The 16,512-nt window shown below is 44.9% G+C and carries 14 protein-coding genes and 1 riboswitch; of the genes, 4 read left to right on the top strand and 10 right to left on the bottom strand.

Annotated elements, in window-relative coordinates; translation table 11 throughout:
• Positions 1-266: 266 nt before the first annotated feature.
• A complete protein-coding gene (locus A3848_RS19615) occupies positions 267-1,109 on the bottom strand; it encodes a protein phosphatase 2C domain-containing protein (protein ID WP_074086559.1) in 843 nt (280 codons plus the stop codon).
• Positions 1,110-1,281: 172 nt separating this feature from the next.
• A riboswitch (purine riboswitch) is annotated at positions 1,282-1,384 on the top strand.
• 128 nt (positions 1,385-1,512) lie between these two features.
• Between A3848_RS19615 and A3848_RS19610 the strand changes: the two genes are divergently transcribed.
• From A3848_RS19610 to hpt, 3 genes are all read left to right on the top strand, one after another.
• Positions 1,513-2,073 (top strand): phosphoribosyltransferase, encoded by a 561-nt coding sequence (locus A3848_RS19610; RefSeq protein WP_074086558.1) that lies wholly within the window; start codon positions 1,513-1,515, stop codon positions 2,071-2,073.
• 32 nt (positions 2,074-2,105) lie between these two features.
• Positions 2,106-3,620: an IMP dehydrogenase gene (locus tag A3848_RS19605; RefSeq protein WP_074086557.1), complete on the top strand. Its 1,515-nt coding sequence runs from the start codon at positions 2,106-2,108 to the stop codon at positions 3,618-3,620.
• 70 nt (positions 3,621-3,690) lie between these two features.
• Positions 3,691-4,221, top strand: coding sequence for a hypoxanthine phosphoribosyltransferase (gene hpt / locus A3848_RS19600; RefSeq protein WP_074086556.1), 531 nt, complete (start codon positions 3,691-3,693; stop codon positions 4,219-4,221).
• Between the two features lie 103 nt (positions 4,222-4,324).
• Here hpt and A3848_RS19595 read toward each other — a convergent pair whose 3' ends face one another.
• The 4 genes from A3848_RS19595 to A3848_RS19580 form a co-directional block, all read right to left on the bottom strand.
• Positions 4,325-5,371, bottom strand: coding sequence for an HD-GYP domain-containing protein (locus tag A3848_RS19595; RefSeq protein ID WP_074086555.1), 1,047 nt, complete (start codon positions 5,369-5,371; stop codon positions 4,325-4,327).
• A gap of 237 nt (positions 5,372-5,608) precedes the next feature.
• The gene (locus A3848_RS19590; protein WP_074086554.1) at positions 5,609-6,172 is read right to left on the bottom strand and encodes a CueP family metal-binding protein; all 564 of its coding nucleotides are present in this window, start codon (positions 6,170-6,172) and stop codon (positions 5,609-5,611) included.
• A gap of 96 nt (positions 6,173-6,268) precedes the next feature.
• Positions 6,269-7,447: a beta propeller repeat protein gene (locus A3848_RS19585; protein ID WP_083612244.1), complete on the bottom strand. Its 1,179-nt coding sequence runs from the start codon at positions 7,445-7,447 to the stop codon at positions 6,269-6,271.
• Positions 7,448-7,549: 102 nt separating this feature from the next.
• Positions 7,550-8,638, bottom strand: a complete 1,089-nt coding sequence (locus A3848_RS19580) for a hypothetical protein (protein ID WP_074086552.1) — start codon at positions 8,636-8,638, stop codon at positions 7,550-7,552.
• Positions 8,639-8,838: 200 nt separating this feature from the next.
• Between A3848_RS19580 and A3848_RS19575 the strand changes: the two genes are divergently transcribed.
• Positions 8,839-9,903 carry an acyltransferase family protein gene (locus A3848_RS19575; protein WP_074086551.1) on the top strand — a complete coding sequence of 355 codons (1,065 nt, stop codon included), beginning with the start codon at positions 8,839-8,841 and terminating at the stop codon, positions 9,901-9,903.
• A 100-nt stretch (positions 9,904-10,003) separates the two neighbouring features.
• On the opposite strand, the gene A3848_RS19570 is transcribed toward A3848_RS19575, so the two are convergent.
• From A3848_RS19570 to A3848_RS19550, 5 genes are all read right to left on the bottom strand, one after another.
• Positions 10,004-12,196, bottom strand: coding sequence for an S-layer homology domain-containing protein (locus tag A3848_RS19570; protein WP_074086550.1), 2,193 nt, complete (start codon positions 12,194-12,196; stop codon positions 10,004-10,006).
• A gap of 240 nt (positions 12,197-12,436) precedes the next feature.
• A complete protein-coding gene (locus A3848_RS19565; protein WP_074086549.1) occupies positions 12,437-13,081 on the bottom strand; it encodes a YdcF family protein in 645 nt (214 codons plus the stop codon).
• Between the two features lie 214 nt (positions 13,082-13,295).
• Positions 13,296-14,726 (bottom strand): oligosaccharide flippase family protein, encoded by a 1,431-nt coding sequence (locus A3848_RS19560; protein ID WP_074086548.1) that lies wholly within the window; start codon positions 14,724-14,726, stop codon positions 13,296-13,298.
• A 392-nt stretch (positions 14,727-15,118) separates the two neighbouring features.
• Positions 15,119-15,841, bottom strand: coding sequence for a glycosyltransferase family 32 protein (locus tag A3848_RS19555; RefSeq protein WP_083612241.1), 723 nt, complete (start codon positions 15,839-15,841; stop codon positions 15,119-15,121).
• A partial coding sequence (locus A3848_RS19550; protein WP_143192429.1) for an O-antigen ligase family protein occupies positions 15,838-16,512 on the bottom strand: 675 nt, incomplete at its 5' end. The genes A3848_RS19555 and A3848_RS19550, both read right to left, overlap by 4 nt.

The raw sequence follows: 16,512 nt of genomic DNA, 5'->3' as shown, positions 1-16,512 counted from the left end.
TGCCGCTCATCCGTAATTAGCTGCTGCCACTTTCACAACTTCTATAAACGCTGTGTTAAGTATATCACATGAAAAAGCACCTTTTGACAAAACCTTTGAACTATTTATGAAATCCAGATAATAATCATTATAAACAAGCTAAACGTCATTGTCGCCCTTAAAATAGCTCCGTACCGGTTCAGCAGGAAATATAAAAACCGTGGCAACGCCATGGTTAGGATCGGTTATTTTTAGATTTTTAATCAGCTTACGCTTGGGAAAACCGCCTACCCCAAATGCAGCACTATACATGTTTTATCATCAGAAACCTTGAGGCGCGGAACCTCCAGCAGCATCCGGTCCTCTTGTTCCTTATCATACAAAGACCCGGCATACCCCTCAGCCCCAAGTCTCTCCAGAGCATCCGTCAATTCCGTCCATTTAGATTCTTCGGTGTACATGCCATCGCTGAACATATAGAGACTCTCCAGATTCGCCCGGTTAAACGTTCCTTTCTCCAAAAACTGCGGGAATCGCGGGTCGCCATTTAATACCCCGTAGCCGTCAATCGTATTGGCCAAGTTCCGGTTGCCCGTGAGGTTAGGAATAAGCGCTCTGCGAAGCTCTGCCGGATCGCTTATGCCTTCGGAACGAAGCTGCGCCATCTTGTCCAGCGTCTTCCGGTCAACATGCGCCAATTGGGGATGGGTCAGCGCTCTGACCGTACCATCCTTGTACCTGGCAAGCAGCATACAATCCCCTGCCTGTACGTATTCAACGCTGTATTCATGGATCTGCACCACGACCAAGGCTGCCGACCACCGATTGGATGCCTCCCCCGTATCCACACCTTCCGCCACCATCTGCTGCCACAGAGCCTGGTTCGCTTCAGTTGCAGTCTGCTCCAGCTTCCCGTGCGGGTCCATTGTCATAAAATGTGCTGCCGCCAGCTGCGCCGCTATATATCCTCCTGTCTGCCCCTCCAGATTCCGGTATGGCGAAAGCGAAGTCGCTCCATCCACAACGCCATACACACATCCCTCTTCATGAATGACCAGCGCATCCTCGTTCCACTCCCCATCACCTTTCAGCGAACAAGTATCCATTTTCCATTGCGAAGCTTCCGGCATCTCAATCACTCTCCCCAGTCACAGTCGTTGTAATCAAATCTAACATATAAATCAAATATTGACACACAATATTGCGAATGATAGCATATAACAAATGATTAAAGTCACTATTCCTAACATAAAAATGAATAAATCTACCCAATTCCCACCTAATGTCACTTTTCATTCATAATCCCTCTAATTTCACACCTCTTGTATAAGCTCGTTAATTTGGTATGAGCGTTTCTACAGGCAACCGTAAATTGCCCCAGGCTACAAGAGGCACCGCAAGGCTGATGGATATTCAAGACGAGAGCCCGCATGATTTTGGTGCGCTTCTCCATGATGCCGTTTGCCCTCCAGGTGCCTCTTGTAGTCCGGGTTTTTTTGTATATGCTAACACAACTTTTAAGGAGTGAAGACTATGAGCGCATCCTATGCAAAACTCAGCGAATCCATCAGAAACGCTAAAAATGTAAGGATTTATAAAAATAAAGATACCGCTTATGATTTCAAGCTTTATCCTTTCGGTGAACGCGGCACTTATATTGACCCCGAGCTGATTAGTGAGATCACGGATAGCCTTGCCGAGAGCATTTCGGCGCAGTTCCCTGCTTTTGATTATATCGTATCTCCCGAGCCAGGTGGGCATACCTGGGGGATGCTCGCGGCCTACAAGCTGATGAAACCGATGAATATTCTGCGTCTCAGCACCGAACTATACGATAATTATGAGGTCAGCATCAAACGCGAGACGGCGTATAATGAGAACTATATCTATTTTGACGGATTCACTGCCGGGGACCGGGTGCTCCTCGTCGATGATGTGATCAGCTCTGGCGCTACCATCCGCTGCATCGCCCAGCAAATGGAACACATGGGCATTCAGCTTGTCGGCGTTCAGGCGATTCTGGCCAAGGGCGAGCATTACAAACAGCTGGAAATGGATATTGGTGTACCGGTACAAGTCCTGTCAAAAGTATAGAAAAAACAAACCAAGAGAGGGAGCGACCACACATGGCTTACTATTATGATCAGCCATCCAGAACGTTCAGCGAATTCCTGCTGGTGCCGAATCTGACGACCAAAGATTGCATTCCGGGAAATGTCGATCTCAGAACTCCGGTGACCAAATTCCACAAGGGAGAAACGCCAGCCCTGACGATGAACCTCCCCGTGACTTCTGCCGTAATGCAGGCTGTCTCCGACCATAATATGGCGATTGCCCTGGCCAAAAGCGGCGGAATTTCCTTCATCTATGGCTCGCAGTCGATTGAGCAGCAGGTGGAGATGGTCCGCAGAGTCAAGAAATTCAAGGCCGGCTTCGTGCTCAGCGATTCCAATCTTCGTCCCGAGGACACCCTGAAGGATGTACTGGAGCTGAAAGCCCGCAGCGGCCATTCGACCATCGCGATCACCGACAACGGAGAGCCTACAGGGAAGCTGATGGGCATAGTCACCAGCCGCGATTACCGTGAGAACCGGCTGCCGCCGGACTGCGCGATTACCGGGTTCATGACACCGCTCGCTTCACTGATCTATGCCAATGAAGGCATCTCCCTGACTGAAGCCAATGACATGATCTGGGATCACAAGCTGAACTGTCTGCCGATCGTGAGCAGCAGCGGCCATCTGGTTCATCTCGTGTTCCGCAAGGACTACGACAGCCATCAGGAGTACCCGCTCGAGCTGCATGACAGCAACAAGCAGCTGATCGTCGGGGCGGGCATCAACTCCAGAGACTATAAGGAACGTGTTCCGGCGCTTGTGGAAGCAGGTGCGGATGTACTCTGCATTGACTCCTCGGATGGTTACTCCGAATGGCAGGCCGAGACGATCCATTATATTAAGGAGACTTTTGGGGAGAAAGTGAAGGTTGGCGCAGGCAATGTAGTGGACAAGGAAGGCTTCCTCTATCTGGTCGAAGCCGGTGCGGACTTCATCAAGGTCGGCATAGGCGGCGGTTCCATCTGCATCACCCGTGAGCAAAAAGGCATCGGGCGCGGCCAGGCCTCCTCCGTCATTGAAGTCGCTGAAGCACGCCAGGAGTATTACGAGAAAACAGGCATCTACGTCCCGATCTGCTCCGACGGCGGCATCGTGCATGACTACCATATCGTTCTTGCCCTGGCGATGGGGGCCGACTTCGTGATGCTGGGCCGCTATTTCGCCCGCTTCGATGAAAGCCCGGGCCGCAAGCTGCTGGTCGGCGGCAACTTCGTGAAGGAGTATTGGGGCGAAGGCTCCAGCCGGGCCCGCAACTGGCAGCGGTACGACTTCGGCAATGCCGACAAGGAGAGCAAGCTGGAGTTCGAGGAAGGCGTGGATTCCTTCATTCCTTATGCCGGTCGTCTCAAAGATAATCTGGATCTCAGCATCAGCAAAATCAAATCCACCATGTGCAACTGCGGTGCACTAACCATCCCGCAGCTGCAGCAACAGGCGAAGATTACCCTTGTCTCTTCGACAACCATCTTTGAAGGCGGAGCACATGATGTTATGCTTAAGGAAAAGGACAGATCATCATCCTGATCATAAGCAGCCCGTGAACACAGAAAGTTTGCTGCGGCGGGATCATTCTGATTCATAAGGAGCCCACACAATGACGTCATTACAAAAGGTTCTGGTAACCAAAACAGAGCTGCAGCAAAGAGTCCAGGAGCTTGGAGCAGACATATCACGGGATTACGAAGGTAAGGAGCTGGTGCTCATCGGCATCCTCAAGGGAGCAGCCGTATTTATGGCTGACCTGATGCGCGAGATCACCCTCCCTATCGGCATGGATTACATGTCCGTATCCAGCTATGGCGCCAGCTCCACCTCAAGCGGCGTCATCACCGTCAAAAAAGACATCGACACCGACATCCGTGGTAAACATGTCCTCCTCGTCGAGGACATGATCGACACCGGCCTGACCCTGCAGCATCTCAAGCAGCTCTTTGCTCTCCGGGAGGCTGCAAGTGTCCGCATCTGCACCATCCTCAGCAAGCCCTCCCGCCGCCTTGCCGACATCCCCATCGACTACTGCGGCATCGAAATCCCCGACGAATTCGTCGTCGGCTACGGCCTGGACTACGCGGAGCAGTTCCGCAATTTGCCGGAGGTGTGGATTGTGGAGACAGGGGAAGAATGAGTATCTAATACAAGTAGTAAAGAGCCGCCACTGATCTTAAGTGCCGGCTCTTTTAAATTCCCCCGATAATCCAACTAGCGCATACCTATCAGTTAAAATTGATCTAAACTATAATTTCTCGAATATTCAGATTACGTTCTTTTGACAAATCTATAAATACCTCTTTCACTTTCACAAGGGGTCTGAAAAAATCCATAGGATTGTTCAATACAATTTCTCCTATGTGTCCATTGCTAAGCTGTACCTTTTTTCCAATCATATTAGGGAGCAGATTATGTATTAGCGCTTGCACGGGCTTCTCGTTCAATTTACCGAATCCAAGCTCATAAATTTCTTGAAGCACTATTGAGAAGTTTCGCCTCGGCTGTTCCGCAGGAGTAAATGTCTTGCTGATGAATTCATTGGCCACAGCAACAATCTGGGCATAGGGATGGATTTTATCTTTTTGTAATCCGAGTGGATAGCCTGTTCCGTCCTCCCTTTCGTGATGCTGCAGCGCCACTAATGCAGTTGTATCATTGTTCAACGATTTGCGGATAATCTGATAGCCTGCCGCAGTATGCTTCTGAAGCACCTTTTCTTCCTCATCATTTAATTGGCCGACCCGGTTACGGATGGATAACGGAACGCGACTCTTCCCGATATCATGGAGGTATCCTGCCTTGCTAATTTCAAGTCTTTCACTCTTCGGATAGCCTAGCCACGCAGCAATATAGTATGACAACAAACCAACCTGCAAGGAGTGATTGTAAATGGTCTCATCTTCTTTTTGGAAACTGAACAGTAGTGTAAGCACGTCTTTTTGCTCATCAAGCTGTTCCAACAAAGGCATTAGCGTCCATTTCACTTTCGATTGATCAAACTCTCCCGAGATTACAGCCTCCAAAAAGAAGGCTTGGTATTCCCTAATAGATTCATCATAATTATGTTTGACTCTCAGAGGACGTTCAGTACCATTAAATACCTCTCTGGCTATACGTTCTTCTACACTGCCCTCAACATCCACAAATTTAATGTTATGTTTATTCAGTAATGCAATATCCTCAAGACGGATTTTTGTCTTTTTTGCCAGCACATGAAGACCTTGACGGTTAAAAATATCGGTTTTCAGAACATCGCCGATCTTCAGTTTCTTAATATGTATTCTCACCTTGTGTCCCTCCGAAATAGATTAAGTCTTTATTATTCTATCGTATGAACACAACGTTTTATAAATAGTTCTTAACACCCCTCTCTGACCGATTCCGCATAACTTAATGCGCATCTTCTAACAAATGTTACCATGATTAGGGTAATATAAAACCCTCGCCTCAATTATGGAGACGGGGGTTCATATCCATTATCTTGCGTTGTAGACGACAGGTGCTGAGACTTGCCTAGTTGTCCCTCACCCCAACTGCATCGTCGTAACGCAAGTATCGTCCTTCTCGAATGTGGAAATCTCGGATTCGGCTCTTTTGCCGTCATGCTCGATCGTTACCTGATAGGTCTGGTCCCGCGGCAGCCACAAATCGATGAATCCGTTGGGCTGGGATTTCACGGTTTGGTTGTCCATGACCTTATTGCCGTCCGCGTCTTTGACCGAAATATTAAACTCTTCCTCGACCATCTCTCCCTGGCATCCGGTCAGATTATGGGTTGCACACGGATGTGTCTTCTCGACGTAGGGTGCGATGGAGACAAAAAATTCGTCTGCCGGCAATCGATAGGTCGTAGATTTGGTTTCGCTCTCTTTAACAATAAGCTGTGTGGATGAAATAGACGCCGACTCGGCTTGTACGGTCCGCATGCTGTAGCTTTGCACCATTTCCTTGAAGCTCGGGGTATCCATTTCCACTACAGCCGTATCCGGTTTGCTGTTAACGTTCTTGTCTGTGGTTCCAGCTAACATATATGTTCCTATGGCGATAACAACCACTAGTCCTGCGGCTACGAGAACTTTATTTCTCATCTGGACAATCATCCTCCTGTCTCTTTCCCCTATTATAAGCGGGAGAGGACCGCTATAGACAAGACGAAAACGTGACAAATCTCTGAAACAGAGCCCTTAGAACTCAAAAGAAAACTTGGCATTCCAATTCGCCCCTGCATCTTTGGTGAAATACAGGGTTGAGCTATTCAGATCCCGTACCGCCAGCCAGCCCTGATTATCATCTACGAAGGAGATGACACCTTCAAAGCCCAAAACCGTCTTGGAGTTACTCCATGCCTGGCCGTTATTCTGGGTCACGCCGGTCCCTACCATCTGGGCCGCAGGCTGATAGCCCACCATGAAGGCCGTCGTTTTGCCGACCAGCTGCATATTTCCCGGACTGCCCGAACCCGGTCCCTTCTTCACTTTGGCCGCTCCACTCCCTGGTGCCGGGCCGCCACCGGCAGTTTCCTGAGCGATAACCCGGGTCCAGCTGCTGCCAGCATTGGAGCTGCCATATAGTGAATACGAGGTCTGCGACATTCCTGAACCACCGTAGAGTACCGTATACACCTGCGACGCATTCGCATAGACTCTAGCATACTGCGGATCGCTATAAGCCGCGTTCATCATCCGCTTCCAGCTGGCCCCGCCATCGGTGGTTCTCATCACCTGGTAGCCGCTGCCTGGAACGATAACTACCGCCCAGCCGCTATTACGGCTCGTGAAGTCAGCTCCGCGTGTATTAGCCGGTGTAGTGATTTTGCTCCAGCTGGCCCCACCATCGTTCGTATAATAAGTAGAGGCGCGGTTATAGCCGAACCCGGTTGTACTATCCAGGAATTCTATGCGTTCAAAAGTCACCGTGTCAGAACCCAGCCGCTTCCAGGTTGAGCCGCCGTCCGTCGTTCGAATCAAGTACTTGGCTTGTCCATCCTGAACGGTTGCCAGGGCCCACCCATGTACATTATCCGGATAATCGATCTGCTGAAAGCTCCATTGTCCCTGATAGATCTCCTGAAAGTGACAGCCGCCATCCGAAGTCCCGATGAGAAAGCCGTTCCCGGCCGCCCGGCCCGTATCTGCGTTCAGAAAATCCACAGCAGCGAAGGTAAGCGGCTCCGAACTCCCATCTGTATGCTTCTTCTGCAGCTTCTGCAGAATTCCGTGATCCCCGCTACTGCAGGACGGTGTTGGTGTTGCTGGCGCCGCCGCTGCTGTCATTGAAGCTGCTGTCCCCCACCCTGCATAAGTGAGCAGACCTGCAGAGAGCAGGGTTAACGAGGTTAGCTGTAATCGTTTGGTCCATTTCATAGTTACACCTCCTAGGGTATATTTACCCTGATTGGCCATCACGAAGCGTCGGTTGCAGGCGCCGTTCCGGACTTCCAGCGGGTGCTACTGATCAGATTGTAATTAGGCTTGGTCCTGAGTGGCTGGCAGCGGGCGGGAAGATGGGCTGGCAGACATTAAGCTGGAGAGTTTTTTGTAATTGAGCGAGAAGAGAATGCCCAGTACGGCTTCTGCAAGAATGATGAAATCCCTATTGGAGGTCACCAGCGGAACCGCAACAACACCCACGACGATAAGAACCCAAGGGACCGGATGATCCATGTAATGTTCTATGTAGCGGCCCAGCCACAGCAGGATTCTCATCGCCGCATAGGTGCAGACTAGAGCCAGACCCCACATCCATACAATATATAAGCGGCCCAGACCCAACCGGTCAAATGCCAGGATTAGGAACAGATGGGTAAACAGAAATAGTAGCGAATGCTTGCCGAAATACAGAATCAGATTTGTGGAAGCGTAGCTTTTTTTGCGTCTGAAGAGGTAGAAGACCCCGAACAACACCACCAGCGACAGCAGCAGATATTGCACGGACATATTATATTTAACAAAATCCGCTTCATGCACGCCTCCGTAACTGACTACGGCAAGCAGCAGCCCTGCACATAGAGCTAGAATGAGATTCACCCGATTACTGCACCGGTAGGCAAAGATTCCGGCCACAAACGCAAACATCCAGGGGAAATACGTAAACCCGATCGTCTCTGTGAACAAAACAGACTTGAGAGGGAAATCCGGCAAGCGGTGGCCGATGAAACCATGTACCGAATACGCTATCAGCGACAAAAGGAGGTATAAATAGAGTGGAGGTTTGAGGTATTTCTCCAGGAGGTATACACTGAGTACCCCGAGTGCGATGATCTGAGGAACATCCATAATCTTGAATGCCTGGATATCCGGTCTCCACATGAGATTATAAGAGAAGCCAATGACAGCGAACAGTGCATAAAAGCTAAGCATCGATCTGAAGCTTCGCCTGCGTGCCTGCAGCGTGGTTGTCACCCCCGAGACCGCAAAGAAAAGTACAGGAGCCAAACCGGCAACGATCTGAAACACACGTTCATTGCCATTAAAATAAAGCGGAATATGCGCCATAATCATCAAAATACAGCTAATCCCCTTGATTGCATCCAATGAATAGTCATATTCCTTCATCCGCTCACTTTCCTTTCATTTCATATGATTACACATCAATTATAAAAAGAACCCCAACTCCCCCTATTTATATAACGATCACGTAAGTATATCAACCAACTAAGGTAGTATTTGAAATAACTAGTTTGCACCATTGTTCTTACCTATTATTTCCTATAACCTAATGTATAACTTATATGTTAGGGGGCTGCCGCCAAGCCATGCAAGCACCGGACACATCTTCAGTGACAACTGCAGCAGAATCGACTTCCGCCACCGTAAGGACCCCTCGGCTCAAAGTGATCGACATGGTAAGAGGCATTACGATTCTGCTCGTTGTAGTAGGACATGCCGGCCTAACTCCAGTCGTTCTGAATGATATGTTCAGAGACTTCCGGCTTCCGCTGTTCTTCATCGTCTCCGGGTACCTCTTCAGCGCCTCCAAATATTTTGACAATTTCACCTCCCTGCTGCGTACCCGAATCGTTACCCTCGTCGTTCCCTATCTCTCTGCCGGACTCCTAAGCTACCTACTCTGGCTTACACTCCGAACCCTCGAGACCAATCACACCCCGGACATCGCTTGGCATGAACCTCTAGTGGCTATCGCTTACGGAACCTATTCCGGCGGCCTGCTCCTGAACATTCCCATCTGGTTCCTGGCCTGTCTGTTCATGACCCAGATTATTTTCTGCCTCAGTATGCGTTATCTGAGTGGACGCCCGCTCCTCCTGCAGCTTGCCGCCATGCTCTCATTAAGCCTGTCCGGCTATGCTCTAAGCACTGTAGCCTTCCTGCCCTGGAACATCGATGTCGCACTCGTTGCCCAGCTCTTCGTGTTCATCGGCTACCAGCTTAAGCAGCGTCAACTGCTCGGCAAGATCCGTATCTTCAACCTGGGCACCCTCCTACTAATAGTCATTTTCCTAGCCGCAGCCTACTTCAACAGCTATGTAGATATGAACAATAGGGAATACGGCAATCTGCTTCTTTTCTACACCGCCGGGATCGCCGGCAGCCTGCTCACCATCCAAATGACCCAACTGCTCTCCAAATCCAGATTCTTCACTGCCTTCCTCACCTACATCGGCCAAGAATCTCTCGCCATCCTGATCTTCCACTATGGTATCTTCATCCTGCTGCTGAACTTCATGGAGCACAACCTCTATGACAGCTACCTGAGCTGGTTCCCAACCACAGTGATAGCTGTTGCAGGGTCGCTAGGGCTCAGTATGGTGGTGAAGCGGGTGCCGGGGCTGGGGTTTTTGGTTGGGGGGAAGGCTTGAGCCTTATACACACTCAGTTCCTAAAACAAAAAAATGGCAGAACAGAGATATCCTCTGCTCCACCATTACATCCATACCATTTGCATAGATCGTTGTAATCCTACTCTTTACTTGGTGCCGGGGTGTAAATGACAGTCTTCTCAACCGTAGTTACTTTTCCAAAACTATTGGTAACCTTGAACACAAATTTATTACTTCCTTCAGCCAAAGTGACCGATTTATAGAAGCTTCCATAACTGCCTACCAGCTCGTCGTTCAGATAGATTTTCGGAGAGCTGTCATTCTGATCAGTGGCATTCCCGCTCAGCGTAAGCTGTTTGTTACTAGTCGTTTCGGGAATATAGTCCAGAGCAAGAACGGGGGCGCCTACCGAAAATGTAATAGTCTTCGTGACAGGCTCTGAGCTTTTACCTAAATCGTTAGTTGCTTTGAAAGTGAAGACGTTTGCCCCTTCTTTTAGCGTTACAGACTTATTAAAAGAACCGTAACTGCCTACGAGTTCGTCATTCATGTAGATTTTTGGGCTACTGTCATTGTTATCTGTTGCTGTCCCGCTCAGGGTTACAGTCTTGCTGCTGCTAGACTCCGGGATCAGATCCAGTGTCAGTACAGGACCCCCTACTTTGAAAGTAATCGTTTTGGTGAGGACAGCCGAGCTTTTACCCATATTGTTGGTTGCTTTAAAGGTGAAAATGTTGTCTCCCTCTTTAAGGGTCACCGACTTATTAAAAGAACCATAGCTGCCCACAAGCTCATTATTCATGTAGATTTTCGGACTACTATCATTCTTGTCCGTAGCTGTACCGCTTAAAGTTATAGTCTTGCTATTGCTTGCTTCAGGAATCAGGTCCAGCGTCAGCACAGGTCCACCCACACTGAACGTAATCGTCTTGGTAATCACTGCAGAACTTTTGCCCAGGCTGTTAGTGGCCTTGAAGGTAAAGACATTATCGCCTTCCTTGAGCGTCACCGTTTTATTGAAAGAACCGTAGCTGCCCACCAATTCGTCATTCATATAAATCTTCGGAGAGCTGTCATTCTTATCTGTGGCTGTTCCACTTAACGTTATAGTCTTACTGTTGCTAGTATCCGGGATCAGATCCAGTGTCAGTACGGGACCACCCAAGGTAACAACAATCTGCTTCTCCACCACTGCCTTCTTCTCATACTTATTGACAGCAGTCACAACAATCTTGTTGATACCTTCCTTCAAGGTCAGCTCTTCACTGAAATCGCCATTATAAGAAACATAGGCTGTTTTGTCATTAATCGTAACCTCTGGATTGGTATCGCCACTGTCCTTAACCTTCCCGGTAATCTTAACCGTAGGTTGATTGGATGTTTCCGGGGCCTGCACCGTGAGTTGAGGTCCTGAAGTCTGATAAGTGACCTGCTTGGTGACTGTGTTAGAGCGACCATTCGGCAGCACGGCCTTGATTACAAATTCGTAGACCTTCTCACCCTCATCCAGATCATAAGCCTCAGCAAAAGCCCCATCTACATTCTCTACTTCTTCATCATTGATATAGACCTTCGCGTCAGCGTTCACTTTACCGGTTACCTTAACGGTTCTGTCCGAAACCTGCTTCGGAACCTGCACGTCCAGCTTCACATCCTGTGTAGCCGTAGTATAGGAAGATTTCAGCACACGGTACAGCAAAGTGGCTACAGAAGCACGATTAATCGGGCTATTCGGTCTGAATGTGCCATCCGGAAATCCTTGAATCAGCTTCTTATCCACGGCAACCGCTACTTCCTTAGCCAGTTGTGGAGTTACATCCTCATAGTCGTTGAATTTATAGCGGAGCACTTCATCGGCGTCAACACTTTCGGTTTCCAGTCCCATCGCACGAACAAGCGCAACCGCAACATCTTCACGGGTAGCATTCGCCTGGGGATCAAAAAACGGCTTCCCCTTCATAGGGAAATACCCGGTGAGATAATCCTTGGCCGTTTCAACATACTTGTAAGCCCAGGAAGAAGAATTCACATCCGAAAAGGTCTGTGTTCCGTCCAAGACCAAGTCAAGCCCAAAGGTCAGCGTAATCAGCTTAGCCAGCTGTTCCCGCGTAATGGCCGCTTCCGGCTTAAAGGAGCCATCTGGATTACCTGTAATGATGCCTTGATTCGCCATACTCTGAATCGCTTCATTTGCCCAATACGTGGTTTGTACATCCACAAAAACATAAGACGATGTCTGCTGTACTACCGTCGCCGCATTAGCAACTCCCCCGCCCAGCAAACTCAGCAGCATCCCCCACGCTGCCAACACTTTCATTGTCTTGCCCTTCACTCTCATCGCCCCCAAACATAATAAGTATTCCTGACTATCAACGTTCTACTCCCAAGAAAGAGAGCAGTTACTAGACTTGCCGGAATAATTATACATCAAGTGGGTCTACGGCAATAGTGTTTCAACAGTTTCCTGGTTAACCCGCGAAAAAGAAACGGAGACCGTTAGGCCTCCGTCTCCGTTCCTTACCCACCAGCTTATGCCACTTCGATCCACTGCTACTATTTTAGCAATCGGAATCTAGCGAAACCATCGTTTTATCTGTTCCAGAGCATTTTTGGCCTCAGGTCCATTATATCCGAAGGCATTCCCAATCATCTTGGTATACTCGCTAAATGTAGTCTCCCGGCTGTACTTGTCACTCCACCAATAATTAGCGTTGTATCCCGAATCTGAACCGATATAAGTCAGTTCAATACCTGATTTCTTGTAAACATGGTCAAATAGTAACTTTACCCGCCGCATATGAAACTCAGAAGAAACAACAATAGCAGAAGTGAAGCCATGCTGCTTCATGATCGGTAGTGTCAGCTCAGCGTTCTGGTAGGTGCTGAGCGCCGCATTTTCGGACAGTATGGCATCTTCAGGGATTCCAAGTGCAAGGGCGGTTTGGAGCATGTCACCGGATGTACTGGATATTTCTTTAGAGTTCGACAGTAACACATAAGGGGCATAACCAGATTTATATAATTCAGCGGCATTTTCAATTCGGCCCACTCCCCCGCTTAGAACGATGATTACGTCTGCTTGTTGGGGCGACTGGTGGAGGATAAGAACACGACCTGCAGTAAAGAGCAATAAAAATATTAATAGAACAGGCAAGTACAGAAGAAAGGTTCTTTTTCTGTACTTGCCTGGATTCTTTCTGAAATCTCTGATATTCATAAGCCACTTCCTATATTAAGGATTGATTCTTTGCTCCCAATATACCTTATGCTCTATATACGATTAAAGATTTATAAACATCTGAGGCTCACACTTCTTTTCATTATATGTTATATAAATTCAATTTCCCCTTATACTGTCCATTATATAAATTAAGCAGACTTTATAAAGAATCTTACTTTCTAGTTCCAATCAGTCAGTGTGTAGATTGAACTTATTCACTTTTTGATTTTTGAAAATGCTTAAACTTAACTACAATTTTATCTTTAATAATTTGGCGTATTTGTTGATCAAGTAGTATAACTAACAAAACAAAAAATATCATTGTTAGGGACAAAAATATTAGAGGCCTGTCTTTTGGTAGGAAGTAATAAATACTAATACAAATGATAAAACTAAACAAATTGAACTTTACACCACTTATAAAAAAGGATAAACCATTTTTAATAAAAATACAAAAACCAATCAATAATGTTGTTTCTGTTAAGATTGCAGTGAACGCCGCCCCTAACATGCCGTAATAAAATCCCATTATTAGGTATCCTAAGATTGCTACTAATAAGCCAATAGCCATAACTAGTGTCCTTTTTGACTGATGACCAATAGTAGTTAGGTAATCTGCTAAAGGATAATTAATTGATTGGAGAATAATCATAAATGATAATATCGATAAAGCTGCGCTAGATTTAATCCACTCTCCACCTAAAAGCGCTACAATCCAGTATTCAGAATTTAGAACAAATGGCAATCCTATTAACATACCTATAAAAGACATTAGTTTCAGTTCAAATTTAGATAAACTCCTATGGTTTTGATAATCACCATCATTTCCATAGGTGAATAGCCTAGGATAAAATGCAATTGCAATGATACCTGGAATTTGATACAAGACTGATGGAATTCTATAGGCTGTAGAAAAAAGCCCCACCTCACTTAGTGTACTAACTTTTTCCAAGATAATAGGTCCAAGTTGAGGTAGCATAATAATAATTATCCCATTTATAGTAAAAGAAAGTAAATTGATAAGTATCGATTTGTCCCATCCCTTATGTAACGAAGTATATCTAAGAACAAGAATAATGGACACGAACCCAGTTACAAGTGAAGAACAACCATACATTATGGCTACCTGTGTTAAAGGAACCTTTAATATAATACCTAAAAATATTGATAATGATGTAGTGACTCCTTGTGTTACCATTATAGCAGCAGAAAATTGCATTCGTTCGTTTGCCTGAAAAAAAACCGTACCTACTCCTTGTAAAGCAACACCAATAATAGTAGGATATACAATTAAATTAATTATTTTTATTATATTTGGATCACTATAAAAAGAATTAATAAAAAAATATGAAAATACAATTGCTAATAAAGCAAGAACTAAACGAACTCTAAAATAGCTGCTTATTAATTTGGTGATATTTGCTTTCTCCTTTGTCGCCTCTCTCATAAATGTGTTAGTTAAACCCGAGTCTGTGAAATAAGCGACGATATTAGAAAAGGCTATCGCTACTGCGAATATACCATATTCGTCTGGTCCAATATTACGCGCAAATAAAATTGTCACAATAGCAAGAATAACTCTCACTGAAATATTTCCAAAAAACAAATAAAAAGCATTTTTTAATATTTTCCGTGTAATCACTCTTATCAGTCCATTCTCTTGTTAAATGACTCTAATCAAAGGAAGTTAATCAACCTAATACAAGTCAATACAAAAACAAACAAAAAGACCGACTACTGGTAATCGAATGTACACGAACACACTCGATTCAGGAGGTGGCCTCATGGGTAAGTCTACCGTGTGTTTTCAATCTATTGTTCACTCAGTGGACTGGGTATAAGTGAAAGTTATTGGGTTCTACCCGCTAAGAATCAACCATCTACACCCTCGTGTTTCTGAAATCAAAAATCTTTGACTTCAACTTAATTTTATTATTCCAAAAGTTGCTAATCTATTGCGTATTATCACTCATGTCAATAAATGTTCCAAGTACTATTTAAATGATACATCGTTCAGTTATTATTTATTTTACTTTACTTAAACAAATAACGTATTTTCAAGTATTTTTCCACTCCAATAATTTTAACGCAATGTTGTATTAAAAATCTTTTCACTCTAGTATTTTTGTCTAACCACGAACCATTAAAATGATGTATACAATAAGTATTTTCAGTAATTTTAATTTTATTACTAGCATATTCTTTTGGGCAGAAATACTCTTTTGGATAAATATAAACTTCCTGATTCAATACTTGGTATTGTCCATTAGATACCAGCCCATACTTATAGGATAATTCTGTTATCGTTCTAGTGTTGGGAACCAAATCCAATTCCCCATTATCTTTATAAAATGTTTTTCCATCATAGTAGGTAAGTAAATCTTTTATCCAAGCATTATTCTTTTCAGCTCCCATTATCCCAGTAGGTATTAAGTTTATATCTTCAAAGCCTGAAAATGCAGAATGTAATAAAAAAACATCAATATTTTTTAAAATTTCTACATCTGTGTCCATATAAACTCCACCATGATGATACAAAACATACAATCTGACATAATCAGTAACATGAGCCCACTTTTTTTCTTTATAAGCCTCTTGTGTATATCTATTACTTTCTACATCAAAATTCTTCTCATTCCATTCTTTTATTTCATAGTCTGGCAAGTATACCTTCCAAGAATTAATACATTTGTTCATCAACTCATTTTTCTCACCCTCACCAAACCAACAATAGTGTATTACTTTAGGTATTTTCACTTAGTATCTGCTCCCGTTCCTTCATAGTCTTTATCTAAAAGTAATCCTATAAAAACCCATATAATAAATGTAATAGTACCAAATCTAAAGTTAATAAACAGAACATTTTCGAATAAACCCAAAGTTAAATATGATAAAAATATTGCATAATAATTAGTATCTTTTAACTTAACTAAAAGAATTACTAAGTAAACTATCATAAGTACAAATAATAATAATGGGATCATCCCGTACTGACCCAGAACTTGAACAAAAATATTATGTGCATCTCCGATAAAAAATTTTTGATAAAAGTAATTACTTCCATGCCCAAAAAAATTAGCATCTTTAATTGTTTCTTGCCACATAAACTCTCGGCCTGATGAAATATCAGAGCTTCCATTCCACTTATTAAAAAAAAGATTGGAGATTTTATTAAAATAAACTATACAACTAATAACGATTATTGTTGCAGCAGCATGGAATAATAAAAACTTTTCCATTTTAATACGATAATTTTGCACTTTCAAATTCTCAATAAAAATGCAGCTAAATCCCAACACAAATGATAATAAACCTGCCCGTGAACCATTAATAAAAATCAAAAATAAAAAAATGAATCCAAAAATCAACAAAAATAATGCTTTTCTATTTTTCATCTTATCATTAATCATAGTTAGTAGTATTATTCC

This window comes from Paenibacillus sp. P32E (assembly GCF_001909085.1).
Taxonomy (GTDB): Bacteria; Bacillota; Bacilli; order Paenibacillales; family Paenibacillaceae; genus Paenibacillus_AQ; species Paenibacillus_AQ helianthi.
Note: the sequence above shows the minus strand (reverse complement) of the source record. Positions and strands in the feature narration are given on the sequence as shown.